The organism is Pseudomonas brassicae (assembly GCF_010671725.1).
GTDB lineage: Bacteria > Pseudomonadota > Gammaproteobacteria > Pseudomonadales > Pseudomonadaceae > Aquipseudomonas > Aquipseudomonas brassicae.
On sequence record NZ_JAAHBU010000028.1, the window covers coordinates 15,017 to 40,602 of the forward strand.

Consider the following 25,586-nt stretch of genomic DNA (forward strand, 5'->3'; position numbering starts at 1 on the left):
GGAAGGTAAGTTATGCGAATAGACCGTTTGACCAGCAAGCTGCAACTGGCGTTATCCGACTCTCAATCCCTCGCGGTGGGCATGGACCACCCGGCGATCGAGCCTGCGCACCTCTTGCAGGCGCTGATCGACCAGCAGGGTGGCTCGATCAAGCCCCTGCTCATGCAGGTGGGCTTCGACGTCAACAGCCTGCGCAAGGCATTGGGCAAAGAACTCGACCAGTTGCCAAAAATCCAGAACCCTACCGGCGACGTGAACATGTCGCAGGACCTGGCGCGCCTGCTCAACCAGGCTGACCGCCTGGCCCAGCAGAAGGGCGACCAGTTCATCTCCAGCGAGCTCGTGCTGCTGGCGGCCATGGACGAAAACAGCAAACTGGGCAAGTTGCTGTTGAGCCAGGGCGTAAGCAAGAAAGCCCTGGAAAATGCCATCAGCAACTTGCGCGGCGGCGAAGCGGTGAATGACCCCAACGCCGAAGAGTCGCGCCAGGCCCTGGACAAGTACACCGTCGACCTCACCAAGCGTGCCGAAGACGGCAAGCTCGACCCGGTGATCGGGCGTGACGACGAAATCCGCCGCACCATCCAGGTACTGCAACGGCGTACCAAGAACAACCCGGTGCTGATCGGTGAGCCTGGCGTGGGCAAGACCGCCATCGCCGAAGGCCTGGCCCAGCGCATCATCAATGGCGAAGTGCCGGATGGCCTCAAGGGCAAGCGCCTGCTGTCGCTGGACATGGGCGCACTGATTGCCGGTGCCAAGTTCCGCGGCGAGTTCGAAGAGCGCCTCAAAGGCCTGCTCAACGAGCTGTCCAAGCAGGAAGGCCAGATCATCCTGTTCATCGACGAGCTGCACACCATGGTCGGCGCCGGCAAGGGCGAAGGTTCGATGGATGCCGGCAACATGCTCAAGCCTGCGCTGGCGCGCGGTGAGCTGCACTGTGTCGGTGCCACCACGCTGAACGAGTACCGCCAGTACATCGAGAAGGATGCGGCGCTCGAACGTCGTTTCCAGAAGGTGCTGGTGGAAGAGCCCAGCGAGGAAGACACCATCGCCATCCTGCGTGGCCTCAAGGAGCGTTACGAGGTGCACCACAAGGTTGCGATCACCGACGGCGCGATCATTGCCGCGGCCAAGCTGAGCCACCGCTACATCACCGATCGTCAATTACCCGACAAGGCCATCGACCTGATCGACGAGGCGGCCAGCCGCATCCGCATGGAGATCGACTCCAAGCCTGAGGTGCTCGACCGTCTGGAGCGCCGCCTGATCCAGTTGAAGGTGGAATCCCAGGCCTTGAAGAAAGAAGACGACGAGGCTGCGCTCAAGCGCCTGGAAAAGCTGACCGAAGAAATCGTCCGGCTGGAGCGTGAGTACTCCGACCTGGAAGAAATCTGGACCTCGGAAAAGGCCGAAGTGCAGGGCTCTGCGCAGATCCAGCAAAAGATCGAGCAGTCCCGCCAGGAGCTCGAAGCCGCCCGCCGCAAGGGTGACCTCAGCCGCATGGCCGAGCTGCAGTACGGGGTGATCCCGGACCTGGAGCGCAGCCTGCAGATGGTCGACCAGCACGGCAAGGCCGAGAACCAGTTGCTGCGCAACAAGGTGACCGAGGAAGAAATTGCCGAAGTGGTGTCCAAGTGGACCGGTATTCCGGTGGCCAAGATGCTCGAAGGCGAACGCGAAAAACTGCTGCAGATGGAAAGCCTGCTGCACAAGCGCGTGATCGGCCAGGAAGAGGCCGTGGTGGCCGTGGCCAACGCTGTACGCCGCTCGCGTGCCGGGTTGTCCGACCCTGATCGTCCGAGCGGTTCGTTCATGTTCCTCGGCCCCACCGGTGTGGGCAAGACCGAGCTGTGCAAGGCGCTGGCCGAGTTCCTGTTCGACACCGAAGAGGCCATGGTGCGCATCGACATGTCCGAGTTCATGGAGAAACATTCCGTGGCACGGCTGATTGGTGCACCACCAGGCTACGTGGGTTACGAAGAGGGTGGCTACCTGACCGAGGCGGTACGCCGCAAGCCGTATGCGGTGGTGCTGCTGGATGAGGTCGAGAAGGCCCACCCGGATGTGTTCAACGTGTTGCTGCAGGTGCTTGAAGATGGCCGCCTGACCGACAGCCACGGGCGCACGGTGGATTTTCGCAACACTGTGATCGTGATGACCTCCAACCTGGGCTCGGCGCAGATCCAGGAACTGGCAGGTGATCGCGAAGCGCAACGGGCAGCGGTGATGGACGCCGTGGGTTCGCACTTCCGCCCCGAGTTCATCAACCGTATCGACGAAGTGGTGGTGTTCGAGCCGCTGGGTCGCGACCAGATTGCCGGTATCACCCAGATCCAGCTGTCGCGTCTGCTCAGCCGTCTGGCCGAGCGCGAGCTGAGCCTGGAGCTGAGCCCCGAGGCGTTGGATAAGCTGATCGCGGTCGGTTACGACCCGGTATATGGTGCGCGGCCGCTGAAACGGGCAATCCAGCGCTGATCGAGAACCCGTTGGCGCAACTGATCCTGTCCGGACGCTTCATCCCGGGTACCCGCATTACCGCCAAGCTGGAGGGCGACGAGATCGTCTTTGCCTGAGTTTTCGGCGGCTTACGTCAAGGCCTCGAATTTCGAGGCCTTTTTTCTTTGCATTTTGCGCTGACTGCTTGTAAAGTGCGCCCCGCTGTATGTCACCCCGCAGGTTTCCGGCAGAAGTGGGAATCTGAAAAAAAAGTTGCAAATCAGTGTGTTGAATGCAAATTAAGGGTTGACAAGGGTTTTGAAAATTGTAAAATAGCGCGCCTCAGAGACATGAACGCAGCGATGCACAAGGTCGAAGGGTTCGAAGCAGTAGTGATACGGTTTTCGAAATTGCAGCACTGTAGTAATTGAAATTGATAGTTCCGCGATAGCTCAGTCGGTAGAGCAAATGACTGTTAATCATTGGGTCCCAGGTTCGAGTCCTGGTCGCGGAGCCAAATTTCAAACCGGGGTATAGCGCAGTCCGGTAGCGCGCTGCTTTGGGAGCAGGATGTCAGGAGTTCGAATCCCCTTACCCCGACCATCTTCAGAAAAAAGGCACCTTGTAAAAGGTGCCTTTTTTTCGTCTCGGGTTTTTGCTGCCAGCCTTGTCAGCCTTGGCCTTCAGCGCGTGTGCAGCCAACTGCCGGTCGAGCCAATCCCCAGCAACGCCTGCAACGGGCTGTAGCTGCGCGCACCGTCCTTGAGCATGAAGCGCAACTGCAACAGCGCCTGCTCGCTGAAGTACAGCTCGCCTCGGGCTAGCCGCCCCAGCGCACGGTACTGCCGGAGCGCCGGCAGTTCGCGCTCGATCACGTCATTGAACACGCCCGGCCCGGTCACATGATAGATGCGGCGGCCGTACTGGCTCATTTCCTCTTCAGTGTTGAGGTAGTCATAGGGGCGGGCGCGGTACAGGTCACGGTTGGCCATGAAACGTCGCAGGCTCTCTTCGCTGATGCGGTCGAGCAATGGATTGTCGGGCAGCGAGCCGAAGTTGCTGTTGTTGAAGTCGGCCAGCATGCCCAGGCGCTGATGATGCACCAGGTTGTTGAGCAACAACTCACCCGGGCGCGCATGCAGCTGCACATCGCCCATGCCGGGGCTATCCCCGATCGGTGTGCGCACGAAGTCATCCACGTCCATGTAGATACCGCCCTCGAAGCGCAGCAACTGATAACGCAGGATATCCACTGCACTGGCATAGTTGTGGCCGTCGCCCAGGCTGGCCGCACGAAACTGGTTGTAGAACGGCCCCGCCTTGAACTGAGAGAAGAACGGTGCATCCTCGAGCAGGTGCACGTGCAGGCACGACGGGCGCCCGGCCAGTCGGGCAAGGGTGCGCTCCAGCTCCTGTGCGTCGCTGATCGACAGGTACAAGTGGGTAGCGAACGGATCGCTGCCGTCTGCCGCCATCGTGGCATTGTTGATGACGCGCCGGATAAAGCGTGCCGGCATGTGTCGGCCGATCCAGATGCTGTGCAGCTTGCGTGGGATCGCCAGTGCTCCAGTACGGTCCAACGCTGCAAGCTGCAGCGGCATTCGTGCATGCAGGCCCATTTCGCCCAGGGCGCGTTCCATGTCTTGTACAGAAGGTTTGGGCACCGGATTGCGCGCGTCCAGGCGCAGGAACGTCTTGCCGTCTGGCCCCACTCGAAACGCCTCGCCGTCGCTGTTGCGCCAGCTGTCGGTATCGATGTCGTACCGCACCTGCTGCGAGTAGCCCTCGGCGTCGATCATGTAGGTGCGCACCGGGTGGCTGCCAAACGGCTCGCGCACCTGTACCCCACGCAGTACGCCCGTGTTGCCTGTGCTCGGGCCGGGTTCGACAGGCTCGAACTCGCTCATCGAGAGCAGGCGGGCCTGGGTGGTATCCAGATCATCCAGCGGCACATGCACTTCATCGTACAGCCATGCGCCTGCGCCAATGTCCTCAAGCGTGGCCTGACCGCGCAGGTGCTGCATCAGAAAATCTTCGGGCATGCCCTCACGGCTCAAGGTAAAGCGCGTGTTGTATTGCAGATTGTGGCGTAGCGAAGCCACGCTCAGGCCTTCTGCATCAATTTCATAAGCGGCGTAGGGCCCGGCGAACTGCGCCTGGGCAAACGCCCGGGCACCGTCGCGGCTGGCGAAGGCGCGCAGCATGCGCCCCGGCATCATCTTGCGTGCCCAACTGAAGGTGCGCGTGGGTGCGAAGCCGTCATGCAGGCTGCGCGCAGGGTTTTCGGTGCGTGCGATCTCGCGTACCACGTACAGGCGGTGATAGTCACTGCGCTCGATCATGCCCAGGCGGTTGAAGCGTTCACCGGCGCGCAACATCGGTGTTGCATCGGCCAGCGGTGCGGTGTCGGCACCTTCTGCCGCACCCAGTGGCGCCAGCTCCAGGTCGCGCTCCAGCGGTGGGCCGGGTAGCGCTTCTAGCTCCCCAGCCTCGCTGGAAAAGGCAAAAGGCAGGCTGAAGGCGACGATGATTGCACTTTCCACTGCATTGATGATGGCTTCGCGGCGTTTCTGTGCCGTGGTGGCATGCATGGCCTCGCGGCTGTTGAGCACCACATTGGTCACGCCGGCACCGATCACCGCCAGTGCCAGTGGCCAACTGAGCGGGGCGGCGGGAGAGGCAAGCTTGATAAAGGCGCCCAGGTAGCCAATCCACAGTTGTGCACGCAAGTGTGCATTGGACTCCAGCAGCACCTGCGCCTGGTGTTCCATCTGGGCCTTGGCCTTGTCCCGCAGGTAGTAGAAACCGTCGCCTTCGATATGCTCGGTGTACTGCAGCAGCAGGCCAAGGTGCTGCGTGTTGGGGTCGTCGCTGACCTGATCGAACAGCGCAGCGAGGGCGTCCAGTTGGTAGCGCTCCAGTTTGGCAAAGGCGGTGAAGTGCTTGAGCATCGCCTGGCGGCTGGTTTTGTCGGCCAGTTGTTGTCGCACCCAGCGGTACAGCATGGTGATGTCGTCGAACGCCTGCAGGCTCGGGGTCTCGCCTGGCAGGTAAAGCACCTGGCGGCCGTGGGCATTGCTCAGGCGCAGCACGTCCTGGGCGCTGAAGGTGCCGAGGTTGAAGGTGTACAGCGCGACCTGTCCCTGGGCAGGTGACGGCAGGCCCAGCGCGGCCACGGTCAGCGGGCCGTTCAGCCGCCCGGCCAGGCCTTGCTCGATCATCTGCAGGTCATCCGCGCTCAGCTGTCTGGCTGCCCTGGCCTTGCGCACCTCGGCCAGCAGGCGGGCCCTGCCCAACCGGATGAAATCATCGCCCTGATGCTGCCAGAACGCGCGCAGCGTGTCGGTGTAGCGGGTGGCAAAGTCGATGGCCCAGAAATCCCGTGCGACATCTGCCGCCAGCATCCTCACTTCATTGTGTTGATCGAACAGCCCATGGTTCGGGCCATCGGTATAGAAGCCGCCCATCACCTGCAGGTTATCGAGGCTGTCCTGGTCGCTGACGGCAAAGCGCTGCAGCATCAGTTCAACAAAGGTCAGCGATTGCAGCGGCGGGCCGCGGTGCTCCCAGCCGGTGTAGCTGTACGGGCTGCTGACGGCACTGTCGAAGCGGTGCCACCACAGGGTGTCCGGGTCCAGTTGCCTGCCGGTGTGCTTGCGGATGATATCGCCTGCTGCTGCCTTGGCCGTTGCATACAGGTCGGGGAAGGTCTTGACCCATTGCCTGGCCACGCGGGTCAGGCGTTGTTGTTCGCTGATAAGGGGCATCGCAGTAGGTCCTGGCTGAAAAAAGTCCAGCCTGCGATAACCCCTGCGGTGCGCGGCGTTAGATAGTTAGTCGCCCTCCGGCGTTGCACAGGAGGGCGAGGGGCCAGCCGATCAGTGCAGCTTCAGGCGCGGCTCGGTACCGCGCCCGATGCGGCTGCCCAGCATCAGCATCAGCGTGCGGAAGGTGCCGTACAGCGCCATCTGGTGCATGCGGTACAGCGACACGTAGAACATCCGCGCCAGCCAGCCTTCGAGCATCACGCTGCCGGTAAGGTTACCCATCAGGTTGCCCACTGCCGAGAAGCGCGACAGCGACACCAGCGAGCCGTAGTCACGGTACGCGTAGGTTGGCAACGGCTTGCCTTCCAGGCGTGCCTTCAAGCCCTTGGCCAACAGCGATGCCTGCTGGTGAGCGGCCTGCGCGCGTGGCGGCACATTGCGCTCGCTGCCCGGCTGCGGGCAGGCGGCGCAGTCGCCAAAGGCGAAGATGTCGTCATCCAGGGTGGTCTGCAAGGTCGGGCGTACCAGCAGTTGGTTGATGCGGTTGGTTTCCAGGCCGTCGATGTCCTTGAGGAAACCCGGCGCACGAATGCCGGCCGCCCACACCTTCAGGCTGGCGTGGATCACCTCGCCGTTGGCGGTCTTGAGCGAGTCTGCATTCACTTCGCTGACCGATGCGTTGGTCAGCACGGTCACGCCCAGCTTCTCCAGGGTCTTGTGCACCGGCACACTGATGCGTTCGGGCAGGGCAGGCAACACGCGTGGCCCGGCTTCGATCAGGGTGATCTGCATGTCCTTGGGCTGGATGCGGTCCAGGCCGTACGCCGCCAGTTCGTGGGCCGCGTGGTGCAGCTCGGCTGCCAGTTCCACACCCGTGCGCCGGCGCGACGATGGCCACGCTGATCTTTTCGCTGGCCAGGTCGCCTGCATGGGCGCGCAGGTAATGGTTGAGCAGTTGCTGGTGGAAGCGTTCGGCCTGCTTGCGGGTGTCGAGGAACAGGCAGTGCTGCGCCGCGCCCAGGGTGCCAAAGTCGTTGGTGTTGCTGCCTACGGCGATCACCAGCGTGTCATACGCCAGGGTGCGCGCCGGCAACAGCTCGCGGCCGTCTTCATCCAGGGTGGCGGCCAGCTGGATCTGCTTGGTCGCCCGCTCCAGGCCGCTCATGCGCCCCAGCTGGAACTGGAAGTGGTTCCACTTGGCCTGCGCGACGTAGTTGAGCTCGTCTTCGGAGGTGTTCAACGAACCGGCCGCCACTTCGTGCAGCAGTGGCTTCCAGATGTGCGTCAGGTTGGCGTCGACCAGGGTAATGGCTGCGGTGCCCCGCTTGCCCAGGGTTTTACCCAGGCGGGTCGCCAGTTCCAGGCCGCCGGCGCCGCCGCCGACAATCACGATACGGTGAGTCATGGGGATATCTCATAAGGTTTACGGAATTCGGGGTCGGGGCCTGAGTGGCCGGCCGCGCACAGCGGACGGTGAGGGCGAGCGCAAGGCAGCTCATAGCACCAGGTAACTCAGGAGGCGGCTCAACAGGCCAAGGCTGATGGTCACGGCGACCACCAGCACAAGGAGCAGCCACGGCCGGAAAGGCTTGCGCTCGACTTGGTGTTGGGGGGCACGCAGGTATTCATCGACTCGTCGCTGGTCTTCGGGATTCAGGCGGCTGGTCATGGAGGCCTCGTCAGGTAGACGCATGTGACTGCGGGAACGCTACAGTGTTCACTGTAGTCGGTCGCACGGGCTTGCCTGGTGGGCACGAAGCGGTGGTGCCAGCGAATGATTGCGCTTTGTATCACCAGCGTCGGAATTTATCCATCCTGCTTTTGCAGGGGCTTTGCCTCACAGGCTGATGCCCACGTCGAAAACGATGCTGCGGCCCAGGTTGGCGCGCAGGAAATCCGGCGCATCGGGGTGCGCGAACAGCACCCGGGCGAAGGTCGGGCCCACCAGCGACAGCGAGCGCCAGCCCTGGCGCAGGTACTCGGTGGGCGGCGGGAAATGGCTGTTGAGGTCGAGCACTTCGCGCTTGAGGCTGGCGAAGGCAATGATGTCCAGTTCGCTCAGGTCCAGGTTGCGTTCGCGGTAGTTGTGCGATTTTTTGCGCAGGGTCGGCGCCAGGCGTTGCAGCAGCTCCTGCGCGCTGATGCGCCGGGGGCGGGCCTCGCGGCGTACCAGTTGGGCGAGGGAAAACGCACTGCGACGGCGTTGCAGCTCTTCACGCCATTCGTCGTTGAGACGGCGACCTTCGTCGAGCACAAAGAACACTTCGAAGGCCGCATCGCGAAACAGCACGTCGGGCGGCTCCTGGCCGGCTGCGGTGAAGTCTTCGCTGCGGTAGGGGATGTTCAGCCCTTGCAGCAGGCGCTGGCACACCCAACGCTCACGCTCCCATTTGCGGGCATTGGAGAGGAACGCATTGGCTTGTTCGGCCTGAATGGTAAGCAGGCGAAGGTAGTCTGAGTCATCCATGGGAACAAGCTTAGCGCCCAAATCATGACAATGCCGAATTCCTCATGGGCGATCTTTCAACGCTATGTGGCTGAAAGATATGCCCTGGAATGGCCATGCCGGCTGAACGGTCGCTGGTGGTCGAAGGCGCCAGTTTCCAGAGCCAGCCCGCGCCCCGCGACGACGAATAGCCGTCTATCACCATGACCGAGGCCAGCTGAACCGGTCGTATCGGCGTGTAGAATGTTTGCCAGGGTATGGCGCATGGCACAAAAGGGGTACAAGCCGGTGATTGGCGCGCAAGTGTTATCGGATCAGAGCATGCTGTTCGGCTGGCTGGGCTACGTACCGCTGCTGCTGTGGGCAGTGTGGCGCACTTCGTGGGTCGAGCTGTTTGCCGACCGGCGGCGCCAGCACCTGCTGTTCGGCACCATGTTCGCGCTGTTTGCACTGTGGCTGGTGCGACGCGACTTCGATACCGGGGTGTCGTATCACTTCATCGGCATGACCGCCGTGACCCTGCTGCTGGATTGGCCGCTGGCGATCGTTGCCGCACTGATTGCACAGGTGGGGCTGGTGGCGCTGGGCCGTCAGGACCTGGCGGCAATGGGCGTCAACGGCCTGCTGTTGATCGGCTTGCCAGTGCTGGTGACGGAGGTGTGCGCCATGCTGGTGGAGCGCGCGCAGCCCAGGAACCTGTTCGTGTACATCTTCTGCTCGGGTTTTTTTGCCGCCGCGTTGTCGGCACTGCTGTGCCTGCTGGCGAGCCTGGGCGTGCTGTGGCTGGACGGGCGCTTCGTGATGCCCGAGTGGCTGTCGGACTTTATCGGCTACCTGTGGCTGATCATCTTTCCCGAAGCCTTCATCAACGGCATGGTGGTCAGCGCGCTGGTGGTGTTCTGCCCCGAGTGGCTCGAAACCTTCAACCGGACCCGCTACCTGCAGGCCCCGTGGAAGGATGACGACCCGCGCGCCTAGTGCTGGTGCGGGTTGATGTCACCGGAGAACAGCTCGTCTTCGGCGTCTGGCGCCACCGGGATCTTGTGCTCTTCAGCGGCCCAGGCGCCCAGGTCGATCAGCTTGCAGCGGTCGGAGCAAAAGGGTCGGTAGGTGTTGGCCGCGCTCCACTCAACAGGGGCGCCACAGGTCGGCAGTCTACGGTCAGGGGTTGGCTCATGCTTGGCCTCCACGCAAAGTCAGGTAAAAGTGATGCAGGCGATCGACCTCCGCGTGCAGCCAGGCCAGGTCGCGGTCATTGACCAGCACGTCGTGCGCGTGGCGCAGGCGCTCTTCGCGGCTGGTCTGCGCCTGGAGAATGGCCTGCACCTGTGCGGCATTGGTCTGGTCGCGCTGCAGGGTCCGTTCGATCTGCAAGGCTTGCGGCGCATCGATCACCAACAGGCGCTGGCAACGCTTGTATTGCCCCGACTCGACCATCAGCGGTGAAACGAACACCGCATACGGCGACTCGGCCTTGGCCAGGTAGCTGAAAATCTCCTGGCCGATCAGCGGGTGCAACAGGGCCTCGACCCAGCGGCGTTGTGCCGGGTCACTGAAGATCAGCTGGCGCAGGGCGGCACGGTCCAGTTGGCCGTCGCTTTGCAGCACGCCGGGGCCGAAGCGCTCGACAATGCTGGCCAGCGCCGGCCGGCCCGGTTCGACCACCCAGCGTGCCGCCTGGTCGGCGTCCACCAGGTGCACGCCCAGCTCGATGAAGCGTTGCGCGGCAGCGCTCTTGCCACTGCCGATGCCACCGGTGAGGCCGAGAATCCAGGGGGTGAAGGCGGGAGTGGTCATTGCAGTCCGGCAAATTGCAGATAGGAAGTGGTTATTTGACCACCCCAGAGCAGTGCGATCCAGCCCGCAATGGCCAGATAGGGACCAAAGGGTATCGGCGTACTGGTTTGCTGGCCGCGCAGGCGCAGCAGCACCAGGCCGAGCAGGGCGCCCACCAGCGAGGCCAGCATCAGCGTCAGCGGCAGCACCTGCCAGCCGCCCCAGGCCCCGAGCATCGCCAGTAACTTGAAGTCGCCATAGCCCATGCCTTCCTTGCCGGTGATCAACTTGAACACCCAGTACACCGTCCACAGGCTCAGGTAGCCGGCAACCGCACCCCACAGCGCCTGGTCCAGTGGCACGAACAGCTCGAAGGCATTGAGCACCAGCCCCAGCCACAGCAGCGGTAGCACCAGCACATCGGGCAGCAATTGATGCTGGATATCGATCAGGCTCATGGCCAGCAGCCCCCAGCTCAACAGCATGAAGGCCGCCGCGTTTGCGCTGAAACCGAACTGCCAGGCGGCGAACAGGCTCAAGCCGGCGCTGGCCAGCTCCACCAGTGGGTAACGTGCGCTGATCGGTGCCTTGCAGGCCGAACAGCGCCCGCGCAGGCACAGGTAGCTGAGCACAGGGATGTTCTCCCAAGCGCGGATACGGTGCGCGCAATGCGGGCAATGCGAGTGCGGCAGCATCAGGTCGAAGCGTGGCTCGGGTGGGTCGGGCAGGGCCAGTACATCGCGGGCTTCGCTGCGCCATTGGCGTTCCAGCATCAGCGGCAGGCGGTGCACCACCACATTGATGAAACTGCCCACGATCAGGCCCAGCAGCAGGGCAACACTCAGGTAGGCCAGCGGGTGGCTGGCCAGGGTTTCGAACACGTCCATATTCAGATCACATCGCCCAGCTGGAAGATCGGCAGGTACATGGCGACCACCAGGCTTCCCACCACCAGCCCAAGCACCAGCACGATCACCGGTTCCAGCAAGCTGGCCAGGGTGTCGAGCAGGTGGTCGATAGCGGTTTCGTGGTAGCTGGCGATCCTCTCGAGCATATCGTCGAGCGTGCCGGATGTCTCGCCAATGGCGCACATCTGCACGCACAGCACGGGAAACAACTGGTTGCTGCGCAGCGCGCTGCTCAGCGACAGGCCGCTACCGATGTCGTGGCGCAGGCGCAGCACGGCCTGCTCGTACAGCGCATTGCCGCAGGCAGCGGCCACCGGGCCCAGCGCTTCGGTGAGTGGTACGCCGGCGCTGAACGAGGTAGCCAGCGTGCGCGCAAAGCGCGCCAGCGCGGCGTGCTGCATCAGCGGCCCGGCAATCGGCAGTTGCAGCCCCGTGCGCAGTGCCCACAGGCGCACGGCGGGCTGGCGCTGGTAAAGGTGCCGCATGCCAATGCCCAGGCCCAGCGCGCCGCCGAGCAACAACAGCAGGTGCTGCCCAAGCCAGTCGGCCAATTGGATGACCAGCAGGGTAAACCCCGGCAGTTGCGCGCCGAAGCCCGCGAACATCACCTGAAACTGCGGCACCACCTTGAGCAGCAACAGGCACGCCACGCCCAGCCCCACCAGCAGCACCAGGGCGGGGTAGATCATGGCTTTTTTCAGGCGTGCGCGCAGGGCCTGACGCTTTTCCTGCAGGGTTGCCAACTGATCGAGCAGGCAGTCCAGGCGCCCGGACTGTTCGCCCACCGCCACCAGGTTGCAGTACAGCGGGTCGAAATGGCGCGGGTGCTTGCGCAGCGCATCGGCCAGACCGCAGCCGGCGGCGATATCCGTCTTGAGGGCGGCGAGCAGGCTGCGCAGCTGTGGGTGCTTGCAGCCCTCGGCAATGATATCCAGCCCTTGCAGCAGCGGTATCCCGGCCTTGAACAGCGTGGCCAGTTGGCGGCTGAACTGCGCAAGGTCGCGTGTACCCAGCGTGGCGGGCAGGCGCAGCGTAAAGGCGCGCTTGGTATGGACCTGGGTGGGCCGGATACCGCGGTTGCGCAGCAGCGCCTTGATCAGTGCGGGGCTTTGCCCGCTGCTGTGGCCGCTGACGTGGGTGCCGCTGCGGTCGATGCCGTGCCAGGCGTAAGTCCTTGTCTTGAGATTCATCGCTACATCCTTGTGGCGGAAGGTGGGCACAAACCCGGTAACAGCTTGAGGGTGGGTGCGGCGGGCACTGCGGCCCGGCGACCTCTAGAGTAGTCGAGCGCCTTGGTCGGATAAGCCGGCGCAGGGTGACAAAAGGTGTCTGTTCGGGCCTACTGGCGCGCTTGTCGGCGGGCGGGGCCCGGGCCGCGATTGTGAGTTTTTGTGAGAGGGGAAATGGCCATGAAAGGGCAGCGCGGTATTACGTTGATCGAATTGATGATCGTGGTGGCGATCATCGGCATCCTGGCGACCATTGCCATGCCGATGTACACCAACCACCAGGCGCGGGCCAAGGCCACGGCGGGGTTGGCGGAAGTCTCGGCGTTGAAGACCGCCTTTGAAGTGCGCATCAACCAGGGCGCGGACGTGGCTGATGTGGCGGTGCTGGGTGGGCAGGCGAGCACCGCCAATTGCACCTTGAGTGCCGCGGGCGTGGCGGCTACCGGCGTGGGCAGCATTGCCTGCGTATTGGTGGACGCGCCGGCCCCGGTGCTGGGCAAGGCCCTCACCTTGAACCGCTCGGCTACTGGCTGGGCCTGCAGCACCGACATCGAGGCCGACCTGGCCCCGGCCGGGTGCACCTCCACGCAGCCGGGCAGTGGGCAATAGCTGTTGATAAACAGTGATTTGCGAAAGTGTGGCGGCAGTGGTAGCGTTGTCGCCACGCCGGTGTAGCTCAGTCGGTAGAGCAGCGCACTCGTAACGCGAAGGTCGCAGGTTCGATTCCTGTCTCCGGCACCAGAAAAGCGTTTCCAGACGTCCATACCCCTCTGGAAACGCCCCGCAAAGCCCGCCTAGTGCGGGTTTTGTTGTTTCTGCCCCTACCATGCGCCACTGCCTGCCAAACGCCCGGAACACAGGCCGGCTCACTCAGCTTTCGCCATCCCTCACCGTGACTCTAACCCCCGTAGCCACGATCTCGTACTCGGTTTCCGAAATCCTTTTCACGGCCCCCCCCGATCGCACCTCGAAGTGCTTTATCCCTTCATGCCGAACCATGCCGCCTGAAGAGCGTTCAACGATCTCGTCCTGGTAGATGTTGATCACGTATTCCAGATTGTCCGTGCCAACGCCAACGATTTTTCCAACATATTTATCTGCCATGTCAGGACTCCTTGCTTGAGGCTTTAGCGTAGCTGGTCCCCAGCAGATGCCTCTCCACACCTTCCGCTGCATCAGGTTAATATCTGCTTTACCATATATTCGAATAATCATATATTCGAAAACCCAGATATGAGCCACCCACACACTCCTGAGGAGGTCACATGCAGGCAACCCTCACACCCCCCGTCGTTTTCAAATGCCTGGCCGACGAAACCCGAGCCCGCATGACCCTGCTCATAGCCAGTAAAGGTGAGCTGTGCGTGTGTGAGCTCACCTGCGCGCTGGGCCTGAGCCAGCCGAAAATTTCCCGGCATTTGGCGCAACTGCGCGAAGCCGCAATCCTCATGGACCGGCGCCAGGGGCAATGGGTCTATTACCGCCTGAACCCGGCCCTGCCGGAATGGGTGCAGGTAATGCTCAGGAGTGCGGTTGATTCGAACACCGAATGGTTGAGCCCCGATGCGCTGCGCCTCGCTGAAATGGGCGAGCGGTCACAGAGCCCCGCCGGCTGTGCTTGACCTTTCCCTTCGCTGATCGAGTTGTTGTCATGCTGATCGCATTGCTGATTTTTCTGGTGACCATCGTTCTCGTCATCTGGCAGCCCAAAGGCCTGGGCGTGGGCTGGAGCGCGGCCCTTGGGGCGTCGTGGCGCTGCTGGCGGGCGTGGTTAACCTCGCCGATATCCCTGTGGTGTGGCAGATCGTGTGGAACGCCACCGCAACCTTCATCGCCGTCATCATCATCAGCCTGTTGCTGGATGAGGCGGGCTTCTTCGAGTGGGCGGCATTGCATGTGGCCCGTTGGGGCAACGGTAGCAGTCGCAAGCTGTTCGCGTTCATCATCCTGCTGGGGGCAGCGGTATCGGCGTTGTTCGCCAACGATGGCGCGGCGCTGATCCTGACCCCCATCGTCATTGCCATGCTGCTGGCCCTGCGCTTTTCTGCGGCGGCGACACTGGCATTCGTCATGGCCGCAGGGTTCATCGCCGATACCGCGAGCCTGCCGCTGGTGGTGTCCAACCTGGTGAACATCGTCTCTGCCGACTACTTCGACATCGGCTTCAGCGAGTACGCCTCGGTCATGCTGCCGGTGAACCTGGTCAGTGTGGCTGCAACGTTGGCGATGCTGCTCTGGTTCTTCCGCAAGGACCTGCCCCGCACCTACGACCTCGACGCGTTGAAGGCCCCTGCATCCGCTATCCGCGACAAGGCGACATTCATGGCCGGCGGGTGGGTGCTGGCGCTGTTGCTGGTGGGTTTCTTCGCCATCGAACCGCTGGGCGTTCCAATCAGTGCCATCGCTGCCGTCTGTGCACTGATCCTCTACCTGATCGCCGCCCGTGGGCATGTGATTTCCACCCGCAAGGTGCTCAAGGAGGCGCCCTGGCAGGTCGTGGTGTTCTCGCTCGGCATGTACCTCGTGGTCTATGGCTTGCGTAACGCCGGCCTCACCGATTACCTGGCGCAAATCCTCAAGGTGTTCGCTGGCCATGGCGTGTGGGGGGCGTCGTTCGGCACCGGGCTGCTGGCCGCTGGCCTGTCGTCGGTCATGAACAACATGCCCACCGTGCTGGTGGGCGCCCTGTCGATCCATTCCGCCGAGGCCACTGGTGTGGTCAGGCAGGCCATGGTCTACGCCAACATCATCGGCTGCGACCTGGGGCCGAAAATCACCCCTATCGGCAGCCTGGCCACCTTGCTGTGGCTGCATGTGCTGGCCCGCAAGAACATCGTCATTACCTGGGGCTACTACTTTCGCACCGGCCTCGTGCTGACGCTGCCGATCCTGCTTGCCACCCTGGCCGCCCTGGCCATCCGCCTGAGCGTCTGAACCGGAGAGAATCGATGAACGTCTTGTTCATGTGCACCCACAACAGTTGTCGCAGCATCCTGTCCGAGGCGCTGTTCAATCACCTGGCCCCCGAGGGGATGCAGGCTGTGAGCTCGGGCAGCTTCCCCAGTGGCAAGGTCAATGAGCGAGCCCTGAAGACCCTGGCCGCGCCGGTATCTCCACCGCCGGCCTTTCGAGCAAGGCATCGGATGCCTTCGAAAAAACGCCCCCTGACATCGTCATCACCGTGTGCGATCGGGCTGCCGGCGAGGCCTGCCCGATCTTCTTCGGTCCGTCGCTCAAGGCCCATTGGGGCCTGGCCGATCCTTCGGCGGTCACCGGGAGCGAGGCGGCAATCGAAGCAGCTTTCCAGGCCACCCTGGCGAAGATCGATGAGCGCGTGCGCGCCTTCCTTGCGCTGCCTGTTCAGCAACTGAGCCAGGATGCACTGAAAGCTGCGCTCGCCCGCATCGGCTCGCTCTAGTCCCGCTGGCAGCGTTTGATGCCGAGGCTCGCATCTTCGAGCCTTTGGGGGCTGGCGCAACCACTCAACAGTTGTACTTGCCCAGGTAGGTGAGGGTGGCAGTACTTTCAGGCAGACGCGTTACTGGCTTGACCTGAGAGGACGGCGCGCGCAGGTCGTGCCAGATCGCCGAGGAATGTGTGCCAATCATAATGAAATGACTAAACGCCGAGCCCTTGGCGCTCACCTCAGCCTGCTCTACAGCGGAGCGCATCTGTGAGATCACGCTGTCGAGCGCATCAGCAAGCTCCACAAAGTCAGAATCAATGCGGTACTCAAGTTCGTCAGCCATGCGCCAAGTCGGGTTGCGATATTCCCAAGCGCTGTATTGCGCTTCGGTGGCCGCTTCGGGAGGTTCTGGCTCCCATTGTTCGAAGGCGTACAGCGCTGCCTCCTCGCCACTCGCGAAATTCGCGCCGAACAGGTGAAAGCCCCAAAATCCGTCATCCATGAAAACGTCTCGCTCAACAGCAACCATGATGATAGGGACGCAGCCTCGAAGCGGTGAGCAGGAAGGTCAAGTAAGGTGCAACGCGCGACAGGGCCTGCGTGCTGTGTTACCCCATTCGATACGCCGTTGCGCTCCAGTAACGACTGCCACTGCGTTGCTGGCGCACCCACCCGGCCGCTTCCAGATGCTTGGCGATCATCCGGTTCATGATGCCGTGGCCCAGCAGTAGCACGGGCCCTTCGCCAGCAAGGGCCTGAAGCCGTTGCGCCGCTGTACTGGCCCGCATTCTGGCCGTGCGGGCAGACTCGACCTGCCCGCAGAAACCGCACAGCCATAACACCCGCAGAATGAATGCCCACGTAAACGGCGAAAGGCGCGGTAGCGTCCAGCGCCCATGGGGCAACTGTGCTTCGCAGAATATCTCGTCGACCAGAACCGCCTGCAAGCCCAACGCCCGAACGGACGTCAGCGCGCGCGGTGCAGTGCTGGCCGCGATCACCTTGGCGATCGCGGCCAGCGCCACACTGTCCTCGGGGGCAGGCTGGTCGACGATTTCGGACCGTTCGTATTGCTCGATCCAGCGTTTCATGTCGCGCGCTGAAAGCCTGCCTGCCACGGCCATATCTGGCTGGCCATGACGCATCAAGATGATTTCCTTGGCCACTGTCATCAAGTCCTTGTGCTGTGCTTTTGCGTGAGTGCTTGCCGGTCGCGTTGCAGGCCAAGCCGTCGCCCAGCTTACACAGTTTTGAATTAGCGACTCGCTGCCTTTCACTCAGGGGCGCAGGGTTTTTGAGACCGTGCCCGATGACACTTGCAGGCGCTGGCCACGTAGGCATGGCCCCAGCAAGCTTCAGCTTGTTGTCGTAGCCAGCGCCTTGCGCAGCTCCTGGCGAACAAGCGGGTAGTCCTCCAGCGCGAACTGGGCGCTCAGCGCGGCATGAGCGTTGGCCACCGATGCAGGCCCCAGTATCACGATGGCGCGGATGGCGGCCCACCGCGTAAAGTGGTTCTCGGGGTCTGAAACCAGCGACACTATTTTTCCGAAGTCTGCATCGTCGGATACCTGCTCGGCCAACAACTGCGCAGTACTGAAGATATCGATCGGGTAGGCCACCTGATGTACGCCCAGGTACATCGCTCGGTCGATCAAGTCGTCAAATGAAGTGTTCATGGCGTCGCTCAAGCTGGCGTGCGATTGGGGCTCCCAGCGTAACCGACCTATCAGCCCCTGTCTGGCTTCAGCCGCCAGGGTTGACCCTGGCGGCCGTCATCAGGCCCGTACCCAGGCCTGACAACTTCAGAACTGATACTTGAGCCCAACCGTCATGTTGCGCGGGTCTCCATAAAACGCGCTGCTGTACAGCCCATACCCCGCGTAATACTCGCGATCGAACACATTGTTCAGGTTCAGCGACGCACTCAGGTGCTTGCTCAGCTCATACCGCGCCATCAACCCCACCACCGCAAAGCTGCCTTCATCGGCGCGCGCGTCCATCGGGTAGGTAATGGCGCTGTAGGTCGAACTCTGCCACACCACATTGCCGCCCACTGTCAGGTCACGCAACGCACCGTCCAGCGTGTAAGCGGTAGACAGTTTGAACTGGCGCTCTGGCAGGTTGGTGTTGATGCGGTTGTGATCCTTGTCCCGCGGCTGCGCATACGTAAACCCGGCCAGCATCTGCCAGCCCGGCGTCAACTGGCCCGACAACTGCAGTTCAAACCCTTTGGTGGTCGTGCCGCTCACGGCCTTGTAGGCAGACTGCCCACCGCTGCGCACGCCATCATCCACGCCCAGGTTGTCTTGCTTGATGGTGAACACCGCCACGCTGGTGTTGAGGGCGCCATCGTAGTACTCGGACTTCACGCCCGCCTCATAGCTTTGCCCCGTCAGCGGCTCCAGCGCGTTGTCGTTGCGGTCGAACAGTGATTGCGGGGTAAAGATGTCGGTGTAGCTCACGTACACCGAATGAACGTCGTTCAGGTCGTGCACGATGCCGGCATACGGCACCACCTTGCCGGTTTTCCTTGCGCTGTCAGCCGACGGGTCATTGGGCCGCCAACCGTAGGTGAGGGTGCCCTCGCGCTCATAGTTCACCACCCGGCTGCCAAGGATGACGTGCCAGTCGTCCAGCGGGTTGAGACGCACGGCGCCATAGCCGCCCGACTCCTTGATCTTGTAGGCCTGGCTCTGCTGGAAGGTGAACGCCTCGGGCTTGGGCGGGTTGTTGCCCCAGGTGTCGTAGTTCACGTTCAGGCTGCCACCGTCCAGCGACTCGTAGTCCGAGCGGCGGTTGCTCACGTTCAGGCCCGCTACCAGTTCATGGGTGCGGCCGAACAGCGCGAAGGGACCGGTTGCGTAGGCGTCCACAGAATCCGAATTGATGGTGTAGCTCACCTGGCTGCGCTGCAACTCGGCCATGCGCGTGGTCTCGTCCGGGAATGGCCCCCAACCCACGAGGTTGGCCTGCAACTGGTCGGTGGTGCCTTTCCAGTGGCTGGCCTCGATGCGCAGCATCCAGTCGTTGTCGAAACGCTGCTCCACGCCGCCGAAGTACTTGGTGCTCTGGCTGTCGGCATAGGTCCATTTGGCGGCAGGGTTGGTCGAGCGCTTGAAGTCGGTGCGCTTGCCCTCGGCGGTGTACAGCGGCAACTGGCCGAAGCTGGAGCCGTCGGCGTTGATCCTCTGGTAGTCGATGCCGGCGTACACGGTGGTGTCCGGGGTGAGGTCGGCTTCGCCGATGGCGTAGAGCACGTCCTTGTTCTGCGCGTAATAGTCGATGAACGAGTGTTCGTCCTGCTGCGCCGCCACCACGCGCCCGCGCACGGCACCGCTCTCGGACAGCGGGCCGGCAAGGTCCATCTCCGTGCGGTAGCGATCCCAGGTGCCGGCACTGCCGTACACATAGCCCTGGAACTCGGTGGTGGGGCGCTTGCGCACCAGGTTCACTACCCCGGCCGGGCTGCCCACGCCACTCATCAGCCCCGTCGCGCCCCTCACCACGTCCACGCGGTCGTAGATGGCCATGTCGCGTACGCCGAGGCCATTGGTGTTGGTGGTGAAGTCCGAGGTCGGCACGCCGTCGTATTGAAAGTTGTCCAGCGCAAAGCCGCGGCTGTAGAAGTTGTAGCGCTCGCTGTCGTCATGCATCACGGTCACGCCAGGGGTCTGCCCCAGCACCTCGGCGATGGAGCCCAGGTCCTGGTCATTCATCTGCTGGCGGGTGATGACCGACACCGATTGCGGCGTCTGGCGCAGTGACAGCGGCAGCCGGGTGGCCGTGGCGGTGGCGCCGGTGGTGTAGGCGCCGCTGTGCTCGGTGACCGCTGCCAGGCCCTGGCCGTTGATGGCGGTGGCGCCCAGCTCCAGCATCGCGCCGTTGTCCACGGCGGCGCTCAGCACATAGCTGTCACCGGTGTTGAGCACCCGCAGGCCCGTGCCGTTGAGCAGCGCCGCAAACCCGCCGTCCACTGAGTAGGTGCCGTGCAGCCCGGCGGATTGCTGCCCTGCAGCGGCGTACCGTCGAACGACAGGGCCACATTCGAGGCGTTGGCGAAGCGGCTCAGCACGTCGGTCAGCGGGCCGGCGGCGATGGCGTACTGGCGCACGCCTGCCACTGCATTGGCAGGTGCCAGCGTGTCGCTGGCGTGGGCGGTCGGCAGCGCCAGCGTGGCTGCGCTGAACATGGCGAGGTGCAAGTGCAGGGCCAGGCGGCTGCGGATGAGCGGGTACGGCATGATGTCTCCCCTGTGGTGGCGACCCAAACGGGTCATGATGCAGCCAAAGCCGAAACAGGGTTGGAAATAGTGAAACACCTTCACAATTATTTTCACCGCCGCCCCGCAAGCGCGCCGCCTCACGCCAGCGGCGCCACCGTTACCCAGTAGCGCGTACGCCGGATGATCTGCACCGGGAAGCTCTTAGCCAGCGCGTTCAGCGCGCGCTCTGTATCGTCCACCGGGAAGGCACCGGACACCTTCAGGCTGGCGATACTCGGGTCGCAGTGCAGCCAGCCCGTGCGATAGCGGCTCAACTCGCTGATCAACTCACCCAGTGGCTGGTTGATCGCGATCAGGCTGCCCTGTTGCCAGGCCGCAGCCGAGGCATCGGTGGGGTGCGGCCCGTGCATGGCGTGGGCGGTGAAGCGTGCGCGCTGCCCGGCTTCAAGGCGCAGGGGCTGGGCGATGCCGGGTACCTTGAGCTCGACGGCTTTCTCCAGCACGGCCACTTCGCTGCCGTGTTGATCGGTACGCACGCTGAACCGGGTGCCGAGTGCGTGCACCCGCCCGTGGGCGGTTTCCACCAAGAAGGGCCGATGCTGCGCGTCGCTTGCGGTGCTGATCAGGATTTCGCCCGTGCGCAGCTTCAGCAACCGTTGCTGGGTATCGAACAGCATGTCTACCGCGCTGGCGGTGTTGAGCATCAACTGGCTGCCGTCGGCGAGCGTGAAGGTGCGCCGTTCGCCGGTTGCCGAGCGATAGTCGGCCGTCAACTGCGCGCCCAGGTTGCTGCGCCAGCCCAGTGCGGTCACGCCGCCGACCGATGCCAGCACCATCAATGTGCGCAGTACCTGGCGGCGCGACGGGCCGGTGTTGCCGAGGGTTCTGGAGGCCAGTTCACCTTTGACGCGGCCCATCTGCCGGCTCATGGTCTCAATATGCTGCCAGGCTTGCTGGTGGGCCGGGTCGGCGTCGAGCCAGTGCTGCCAGCGCTCGCGCTCACGCTCGCTGACGGTTTCGCCATTGAGCCGCACGTACTATTGCGAGGCGGCGCGTATGGCCAGCCGTGCGCGGCTGTCGTCCTGCGCGGCGGTGTGCCGGGTCACAGGCCGGCCACGATCAGGCAGCAGTGTTCCACGGCCTTGGCCATGTGGTTGTTCACGGTGCGTACACTGATGCCCAGCCGCTCGGCGATCTGCGCATAGGTCAGGCCGTCGAGCTGGGCCAGCAGGAACGTGCGTTTTACCTTGGCGCCCATGCCGTCGAGCAGCCGGTCGATTTCAAGCAGTTCTTCAAACAGCAGTGCCTGGTCTTCGGGCGAGGGCTGCAGATGTTCGGGAATCAGCGCCAACGCCTCCTTGTACGCCTGCTCCAGGGCGCGGCGGCGATACAGGTCGATCACCAGCCCGCGCGCAATGGTGCTCAGGTAGTGGCGCGGCTGGCGTACCGTCTGCGCCGTGCGCGCCAGCAGCACGCGCACGAACGTATCCTGGGCAAGGTCGGCGGCATCGGCGTAGCTGTTCAGGCGCTGGCGCAACCAGCTATGCAGCCACCCATGGTGGTGCCGGTAGAGCGCTTCGAACTCTGCATGGCCCGCCGAATCGGATCCCGATGACATTGCGCCTCCAAGGAAGAGTGCGAATAGGAATTTTTCGCGATTGTACGGAGCGGCGAGGGGAATGGGAATGGCAGTGTGCACACTGGTGTTGCACGTACAATGCCGGCGCACTTCAGGGCGTGGTCACAACGATGATTGTGGTGGTTGAAGTGAAGGTATCAGCGCCAGTGGCGAGGCCATCCGGAGCGCCCGGCATGGGCCGTGTGCGACAGCGACGGCATTCGATGAAATGAGCGCAGCGCTTCTCAGGCCCTAGTCAGCCCCCTCGCGGCAGCCGCCGCAGGCGTTCACGCCTGCCGCGACGGACGAAAGCGCCGCTAGCGGGCTACCACGCCCGCGGTGCCACCAGCTCCTCGATGTCGGCATCCTCAAACCCGTATGCCGTGGCGATGTGCATGAAGTCCACGGCGATGGCATCACGGGCGGCGGTTTCGATTTCGCTGCCGTTGTCCTCGAACTCTTCGCCCAGCACATTGAACGCTTCGGTGGCTGCATGGGTCAGCGCGTAGAGTGCCTGCAGGTCGGCAGGCTGCTGTTGCTCGATCGCGCGGCACAGTTCAATCAGTACGTGCTGGCACTTGTGCACGATGGCATTCGGGAAGTAGTCGTCCTCGATCATTTCCTTGAGGAAGGGGTAGTTGGCCAGGGTTTGATTGGTCAGGCTCATGATGCTCCTTGCGGATGAGGTGGTGTGTTCGGGCGTGAGATTACCATCGGCGCTGGCCCACGACACACCGCCAGCGCCCGTGGGCCAGCACCGAACCCTGCGCACAGGGCATACTCTGCTGCACGCCGGCCATTTCCAGCGCAACCTGCAGGGCGCCAACCGATGACGACACTCACCCACACCCTCCAGCATCTGCTGCGTACCGACACTGCACGCTGGCAGGTGCTGGCCCAGGTGGCCGGGTTGCAACTGCCCGACTGCTGGGTGGGCGCGGGGTTTGTGCGTAACCGGGTATGGGACCACCTGCATGCTCGCCCGCACTCGCCGATGTCACTGGATGTAGACGTGCTGTGGTTCGATTCGGGCTGCCTGGACGCTGAGCATGATCGGCGGCTGGAGGCACGCTTGCGTACCCTCGACCCCAGCGTGAACTGGTCGGTGAAAAACCAGGCGCGCATGCATGCCCGCAACGGCGATGCGCCGTACCGCGATAGCGCCGATGCCATGCGCTACTGGCCCGAAACGGCCACCGCCGTGGCCGTGCGCCGTACTGCGCCGGATGGCTGCGAAGTGTGCGCGCCCCTCGGGCTCGATGATCTGTTCGCGCTGGTGCTGCGCCCTACGGCGCGCTACGTTAGCGACAAGCGCGCGGTCTACGAGTCGCGCATTGCCAGCAAAGGCTGGCTCGCTGCCTGGCCCTTGCTGCGCCATGCAGAGCCTTGACACCAGGGGGGCGCCGGATGAACACAGCCTTTACTCAGCCGGCGCCCAGCGTCGCGGTGGCGTTTCGCGAGGTGGCGGCGGACGGTTTCAGCCTGGGCGGTTTCAGCTGGCGCCACGCCATCGAAGACCCCACGCGGGCGGTGGTCATCATCAATGCGGCCACCGCCGTGCGCTGCCGTTTCTACGCGCGCTTCGCCGATTACCTGTACGCCAATGGCGTGGATGTGATCACCTACGACTATCGGGGTATCGGTGAGTCGCGCCCCGCCACCTTGCGCGGTTTCGACGCGTCATGGTCGGACTGGGGCGCGCTGGACTTCCAGGCCATGCTCACACGCGCGCAGCGTGAATTCCCCGGGCAGCCCATCGACGTGGTCGGCCACAGTTTTGGTGGCTGCGCGGCAGGGCTGGCGGCGTCGGCGCCGCTGGTCCGCCGGCTGGTCACGGTGGGCGCGCAGTTCGCCTACTGGCGTGACTACGCGGCCGACAGCCGCTGGCGACTACTGTGCAAGTGGCACCTGGCAATGCCGCTGCTGACCCGCGCGTTCGGTTACTTTCCGGGCAAGCGCCTGGGCTGGATGGAGGATACGCCGGCCGGTGTGGTGCGCGACTGGGTCACCCCGGCGGCGGCCTACGAACAGCGCCCCAGCGGGCGCAAGCTGGGGGCGCTGGGGTTTGCCCGGGTACGCGCCGATATCCTCGCCATCAGCCTGACCGATGACCCGTTTGGCAGCGTGGCGGCCATCGAGCGGTTGCTCGGTTATTTCACGGCCAGTGCGCGTACGCACCTGCGCATCGCGCCGCACGAGATCGACGAGCCCAGCGTGGGGCACTTCGCGTTCTTTCACAGCCGCTTTCAGGCGCAGCTGTGGCCGATTGCGCTGGGCTGGCTGCGCGACGCCCAGGTGCCCAGCCAGGCGCCGGGGCAGTGGATTGAAATCCAGGCATGAAAAAACGGCCCACCAGGGGCCGTTCTGTTGCCGCCGTGCGCGGGTTCAGCCTTTGCGTTGCAATGGCTCGCCAGCGAACTTCACGCCGGCCAGGCCGTGCTGCATCAGCGCCCGGATATTGCCGTGGTCGCTGCCCTCAGGGGTGGCCAGCACCGAACGGTAATGCTCGCCGAAGGCCAGCAGCGCATGCTGATCGCTCAGGCCTTCGAGCAGGGCCAGGCCCAGGGTCTTGCACGAACCTTCGTTCTGCCCGGCGGCGTTTTCCACGCCGCCGTTGCTGAAGGCCTGTGGCTGGTAGGTGTAGCCGTCCGCGATGAATGCCAGGGTGTCGGCAAAAACATGCTCGCCACTGTCGAGGCGGGTGCGCAGGGTGTTCAGGTCAGTCATGGGTTTTCCTTTGGCGAACGCCGCGTGCTGCTCGGCGCTGGCTTCTTTCTGGTGTTGGGATTTCCACTGCGCGTACGGCATGCCGTAGACCACTTCGCGCGCGTCATCCAGGCTCACGTCGATCTGGCGTTCGTCGGCCGCTGCCTTGTACCACTTGGACAGGCAGTTGCGGCAGAAGCCGGAGAGGTTCATCAGGTCGATGTTCTGCACGTCGCTGCGCTGGCGCAGGTGATCGACCAGGCGGCGAAACGCGGCCGCTTCGAGTTCGAGTTGCTGTTGCGGGGTCATGGGCGTTCTCTTCACGGGATCGCGGCTCAGTCGGCCGCGATGCGGTTCTTCAAATGGCGGCCACCGTTGATGACCACGTTGCTGCCGGTGCTGTACTGGCTGTCGAGCAGGAACATCACTGCGTCGATCAGCGGCTGCGCGCCGGGTTCGAATTCCAGCAAGGCTTTCTTCAGGGTTTGCTGGCGGTAGTGCTCGTCGCTGTTTTCCTTGAGGATCAGCAAACCGGGCAAAATCGCGTTGACCCGTACCACGGGGGCGTACTTCTCGGCGAACGACAGCACCATGTTCTGCAAGGCGGCCTTGGTCGCGGCATAGCCGATATGGCTCTTGCTGCCGCGCGAAGAGGTTTCGTCACAGATATGGATGATGTCGGACTTGTCGAGCTTGAGCAGTTGCTCACCCAGCGCCAGGTTCAGGTGGTACGGCGCCTCGACGTGCAGCTTGAACATGGTGTTGAGGTTGGCCAGGTCATCGTCCAGCCACAGCGAAGCGTTGTGGATGATCGCCCGCAGGCCATCGTAGTGGCTGCGCAGGTGCTCGATCAGGGCCAGGCGGTCGTGTTCCAGGCACAGGTCGGCCTGGAACTGCACGATGTTTGGATGCGGCGCGTGCGCGAGGAGGCTGCGGCTGGCGCTGACGACCGTATGGCCGGCCTGCGCCAGTTGAATGGCCAGCGCGAGACCGACTCGCTGGCTGGCCCCGGTGACAAGAATTGGGCTGTTCATGTGGTGGGCGGTCAACTTCAGATATTCGCATGGGT

At 63.4% G+C, this 25,586-nt stretch carries 22 protein-coding genes, 3 tRNA genes and 6 pseudogenes; 11 read left to right on the forward strand and 20 right to left on the reverse strand.

The annotated features are described in order from the left end of the window. Positions 1-12 precede the first annotated feature (12 nt). The 3 genes and pseudogenes from clpB to G3436_RS02605 all read left to right on the forward strand — a co-directional run bounded on the left by clpB (position 13) and on the right by G3436_RS02605 (position 3,042). Positions 13-2,576 (forward strand): annotated as a pseudogene (clpB, locus tag G3436_RS02595) (ATP-dependent chaperone ClpB). 304 nt (positions 2,577-2,880) lie between these two features. Continuing rightward, positions 2,881-2,956 (forward strand) — tRNA-Asn (locus tag G3436_RS02600). A gap of 10 nt (positions 2,957-2,966) precedes the next feature. Beyond that, positions 2,967-3,042 (forward strand) — tRNA-Pro (locus G3436_RS02605). 80 nt (positions 3,043-3,122) lie between these two features. Here the strand turns inward: G3436_RS02605 and G3436_RS02610 are convergent. The 4 genes and pseudogenes from G3436_RS02610 to G3436_RS02625 form a co-directional block, all read right to left on the reverse strand. Then, complete coding sequence (locus G3436_RS02610; RefSeq protein ID WP_163940954.1) at positions 3,123-6,206, reverse strand: dermonecrotic toxin domain-containing protein; 3,084 nt, start codon at positions 6,204-6,206, stop codon at positions 3,123-3,125. A gap of 111 nt (positions 6,207-6,317) precedes the next feature. Beyond that, positions 6,318-7,611, reverse strand: a pseudogene (locus G3436_RS02615) (NAD(P)/FAD-dependent oxidoreductase). A 90-nt stretch (positions 7,612-7,701) separates the two neighbouring features. Beyond that, on the reverse strand, positions 7,702-7,875 hold the full coding sequence (locus tag G3436_RS02620) for a DUF3094 family protein (RefSeq protein ID WP_163940956.1): 174 nt from the start codon (positions 7,873-7,875) through the stop codon (positions 7,702-7,704). Between the two features lie 168 nt (positions 7,876-8,043). Then, on the reverse strand, positions 8,044-8,673 hold the full coding sequence (locus tag G3436_RS02625; protein WP_054914909.1) for a DUF1780 domain-containing protein: 630 nt from the start codon (positions 8,671-8,673) through the stop codon (positions 8,044-8,046). A 243-nt stretch (positions 8,674-8,916) separates the two neighbouring features. Here G3436_RS02625 and G3436_RS02630 point away from each other — a divergent pair, with 243 nt between their 5' ends. Further along, positions 8,917-9,630 carry an energy-coupling factor ABC transporter permease gene (locus tag G3436_RS02630; RefSeq protein WP_163940972.1) on the forward strand — a complete coding sequence of 238 codons (714 nt, stop codon included), beginning with the start codon at positions 8,917-8,919 and terminating at the stop codon, positions 9,628-9,630. On the opposite strand, the pseudogene yacG reads toward G3436_RS02630, so the two are convergent. The 4 genes and pseudogenes from yacG to G3436_RS02650 form a co-directional block, all read right to left on the reverse strand. Then, positions 9,627-9,829, reverse strand: a pseudogene (yacG, locus tag G3436_RS02635) (DNA gyrase inhibitor YacG). The gene G3436_RS02630 and the pseudogene yacG sit on opposite strands and share 4 nt — an antisense overlap. Continuing rightward, a complete protein-coding gene (coaE, locus tag G3436_RS02640) occupies positions 9,826-10,449 on the reverse strand; it encodes a dephospho-CoA kinase (RefSeq protein WP_163940975.1) in 624 nt (207 codons plus the stop codon). Before coaE ends, yacG begins: the two are co-directional and overlap by 4 nt. Continuing rightward, positions 10,446-11,315, reverse strand: a complete 870-nt coding sequence (locus G3436_RS02645; protein ID WP_163940978.1) for a prepilin peptidase — start codon at positions 11,313-11,315, stop codon at positions 10,446-10,448. The genes coaE and G3436_RS02645 overlap by 4 nt, the downstream gene beginning before the upstream one ends. Positions 11,316-11,317: 2 nt before the next feature. After that, positions 11,318-12,526, reverse strand: a complete 1,209-nt coding sequence (locus G3436_RS02650) for a type II secretion system F family protein (protein ID WP_163940981.1) — start codon at positions 12,524-12,526, stop codon at positions 11,318-11,320. Positions 12,527-12,745: 219 nt separating this feature from the next. Here G3436_RS02650 and G3436_RS02655 point away from each other — a divergent pair, with 219 nt between their 5' ends. Continuing rightward, positions 12,746-13,174 carry a pilin gene (locus tag G3436_RS02655; RefSeq protein WP_163940984.1) on the forward strand — a complete coding sequence of 143 codons (429 nt, stop codon included), beginning with the start codon at positions 12,746-12,748 and terminating at the stop codon, positions 13,172-13,174. 56 nt (positions 13,175-13,230) lie between these two features. Further along, positions 13,231-13,306: transfer RNA gene (locus G3436_RS02660), tRNA-Thr, on the forward strand. A gap of 129 nt (positions 13,307-13,435) precedes the next feature. On the opposite strand, the gene G3436_RS27245 is transcribed toward G3436_RS02660, so the two are convergent. Next, on the reverse strand, positions 13,436-13,807 hold the full coding sequence (locus tag G3436_RS27245; protein ID WP_243666990.1) for a hypothetical protein: 372 nt from the start codon (positions 13,805-13,807) through the stop codon (positions 13,436-13,438). Positions 13,808-13,830: 23 nt separating this feature from the next. Here G3436_RS27245 and G3436_RS02670 point away from each other — a divergent pair, with 23 nt between their 5' ends. The 3 genes and pseudogenes from G3436_RS02670 to G3436_RS02680 all read left to right on the forward strand — a co-directional run bounded on the left by G3436_RS02670 (position 13,831) and on the right by G3436_RS02680 (position 15,983). Beyond that, positions 13,831-14,187 carry a metalloregulator ArsR/SmtB family transcription factor gene (locus tag G3436_RS02670; protein ID WP_163940987.1) on the forward strand — a complete coding sequence of 119 codons (357 nt, stop codon included), beginning with the start codon at positions 13,831-13,833 and terminating at the stop codon, positions 14,185-14,187. 29 nt (positions 14,188-14,216) lie between these two features. Next, a pseudogene (locus G3436_RS02675) lies at positions 14,217-15,499 on the forward strand (arsenic transporter). 14 nt (positions 15,500-15,513) lie between these two features. Then, positions 15,514-15,983: pseudogene (locus tag G3436_RS02680) on the forward strand (arsenate reductase ArsC). 64 nt (positions 15,984-16,047) lie between these two features. Here G3436_RS02680 and G3436_RS02685 read toward each other — a convergent pair. The 8 genes from G3436_RS02685 to G3436_RS02715 all read right to left on the reverse strand — a co-directional run bounded on the left by G3436_RS02685 (position 16,048) and on the right by G3436_RS02715 (position 22,478). Next, the gene (locus tag G3436_RS02685; RefSeq protein WP_163940990.1) at positions 16,048-16,473 is read right to left on the reverse strand and encodes a hypothetical protein; all 426 of its coding nucleotides are present in this window, start codon (positions 16,471-16,473) and stop codon (positions 16,048-16,050) included. Between the two features lie 106 nt (positions 16,474-16,579). Continuing rightward, the gene (locus G3436_RS02690) at positions 16,580-17,137 is read right to left on the reverse strand and encodes a histidine phosphatase family protein (protein ID WP_163940992.1); all 558 of its coding nucleotides are present in this window, start codon (positions 17,135-17,137) and stop codon (positions 16,580-16,582) included. A gap of 189 nt (positions 17,138-17,326) precedes the next feature. Further along, the gene (locus tag G3436_RS02695; RefSeq protein ID WP_163940995.1) at positions 17,327-17,647 is read right to left on the reverse strand and encodes a hypothetical protein; all 321 of its coding nucleotides are present in this window, start codon (positions 17,645-17,647) and stop codon (positions 17,327-17,329) included. A gap of 126 nt (positions 17,648-17,773) precedes the next feature. Beyond that, positions 17,774-19,945 carry a TonB-dependent siderophore receptor gene (locus G3436_RS02700; RefSeq protein WP_338001192.1) on the reverse strand — a complete coding sequence of 724 codons (2,172 nt, stop codon included), beginning with the start codon at positions 19,943-19,945 and terminating at the stop codon, positions 17,774-17,776. After that, entirely contained in the window at positions 19,870-20,211 is a 342-nt protein-coding gene (locus G3436_RS27250; protein ID WP_243666991.1) for a hypothetical protein, read from the reverse strand. The genes G3436_RS02700 and G3436_RS27250 overlap by 76 nt, the downstream gene beginning before the upstream one ends. 119 nt (positions 20,212-20,330) lie before the next feature. Further along, positions 20,331-21,227 carry a FecR domain-containing protein gene (locus G3436_RS02705; RefSeq protein WP_338001193.1) on the reverse strand — a complete coding sequence of 299 codons (897 nt, stop codon included), beginning with the start codon at positions 21,225-21,227 and terminating at the stop codon, positions 20,331-20,333. Positions 21,228-21,295: 68 nt separating this feature from the next. Beyond that, the gene (locus G3436_RS02710) at positions 21,296-21,811 is read right to left on the reverse strand and encodes a sigma-70 family RNA polymerase sigma factor (RefSeq protein ID WP_163940998.1); all 516 of its coding nucleotides are present in this window, start codon (positions 21,809-21,811) and stop codon (positions 21,296-21,298) included. Positions 21,812-22,136: 325 nt separating this feature from the next. Next, a complete protein-coding gene (locus G3436_RS02715; protein ID WP_163941000.1) occupies positions 22,137-22,478 on the reverse strand; it encodes a DUF5713 family protein in 342 nt (113 codons plus the stop codon). Between the two features lie 162 nt (positions 22,479-22,640). On the opposite strand from G3436_RS02715, the gene G3436_RS02720 reads away from it, so the two are divergent. Continuing rightward, entirely contained in the window at positions 22,641-23,201 is a 561-nt protein-coding gene (locus G3436_RS02720; RefSeq protein ID WP_163941003.1) for a nucleotidyltransferase family protein, read from the forward strand. Between the two features lie 17 nt (positions 23,202-23,218). Then, a complete protein-coding gene (locus G3436_RS02725) occupies positions 23,219-24,151 on the forward strand; it encodes an alpha/beta hydrolase family protein (RefSeq protein ID WP_163941006.1) in 933 nt (310 codons plus the stop codon). A 45-nt stretch (positions 24,152-24,196) separates the two neighbouring features. Here the strand turns inward: G3436_RS02725 and G3436_RS02730 are convergent, their stop codons facing one another. The 3 genes and pseudogenes from G3436_RS02730 to folM all read right to left on the reverse strand — a co-directional run bounded on the left by G3436_RS02730 (position 24,197) and on the right by folM (position 25,551). Continuing rightward, positions 24,197-24,538 carry a HopJ type III effector protein gene (locus G3436_RS02730; protein WP_163941036.1) on the reverse strand — a complete coding sequence of 114 codons (342 nt, stop codon included), beginning with the start codon at positions 24,536-24,538 and terminating at the stop codon, positions 24,197-24,199. Further along, positions 24,539-24,826 (reverse strand): annotated as a pseudogene (locus G3436_RS02735) (DUF1244 domain-containing protein); the annotation flags it as partial. Positions 24,827-24,852: 26 nt separating this feature from the next. Beyond that, on the reverse strand, positions 24,853-25,551 hold the full coding sequence (gene folM, locus G3436_RS02740) for a dihydromonapterin reductase (RefSeq protein WP_163941009.1): 699 nt from the start codon (positions 25,549-25,551) through the stop codon (positions 24,853-24,855). Positions 25,552-25,586 lie beyond the last annotated feature (35 nt).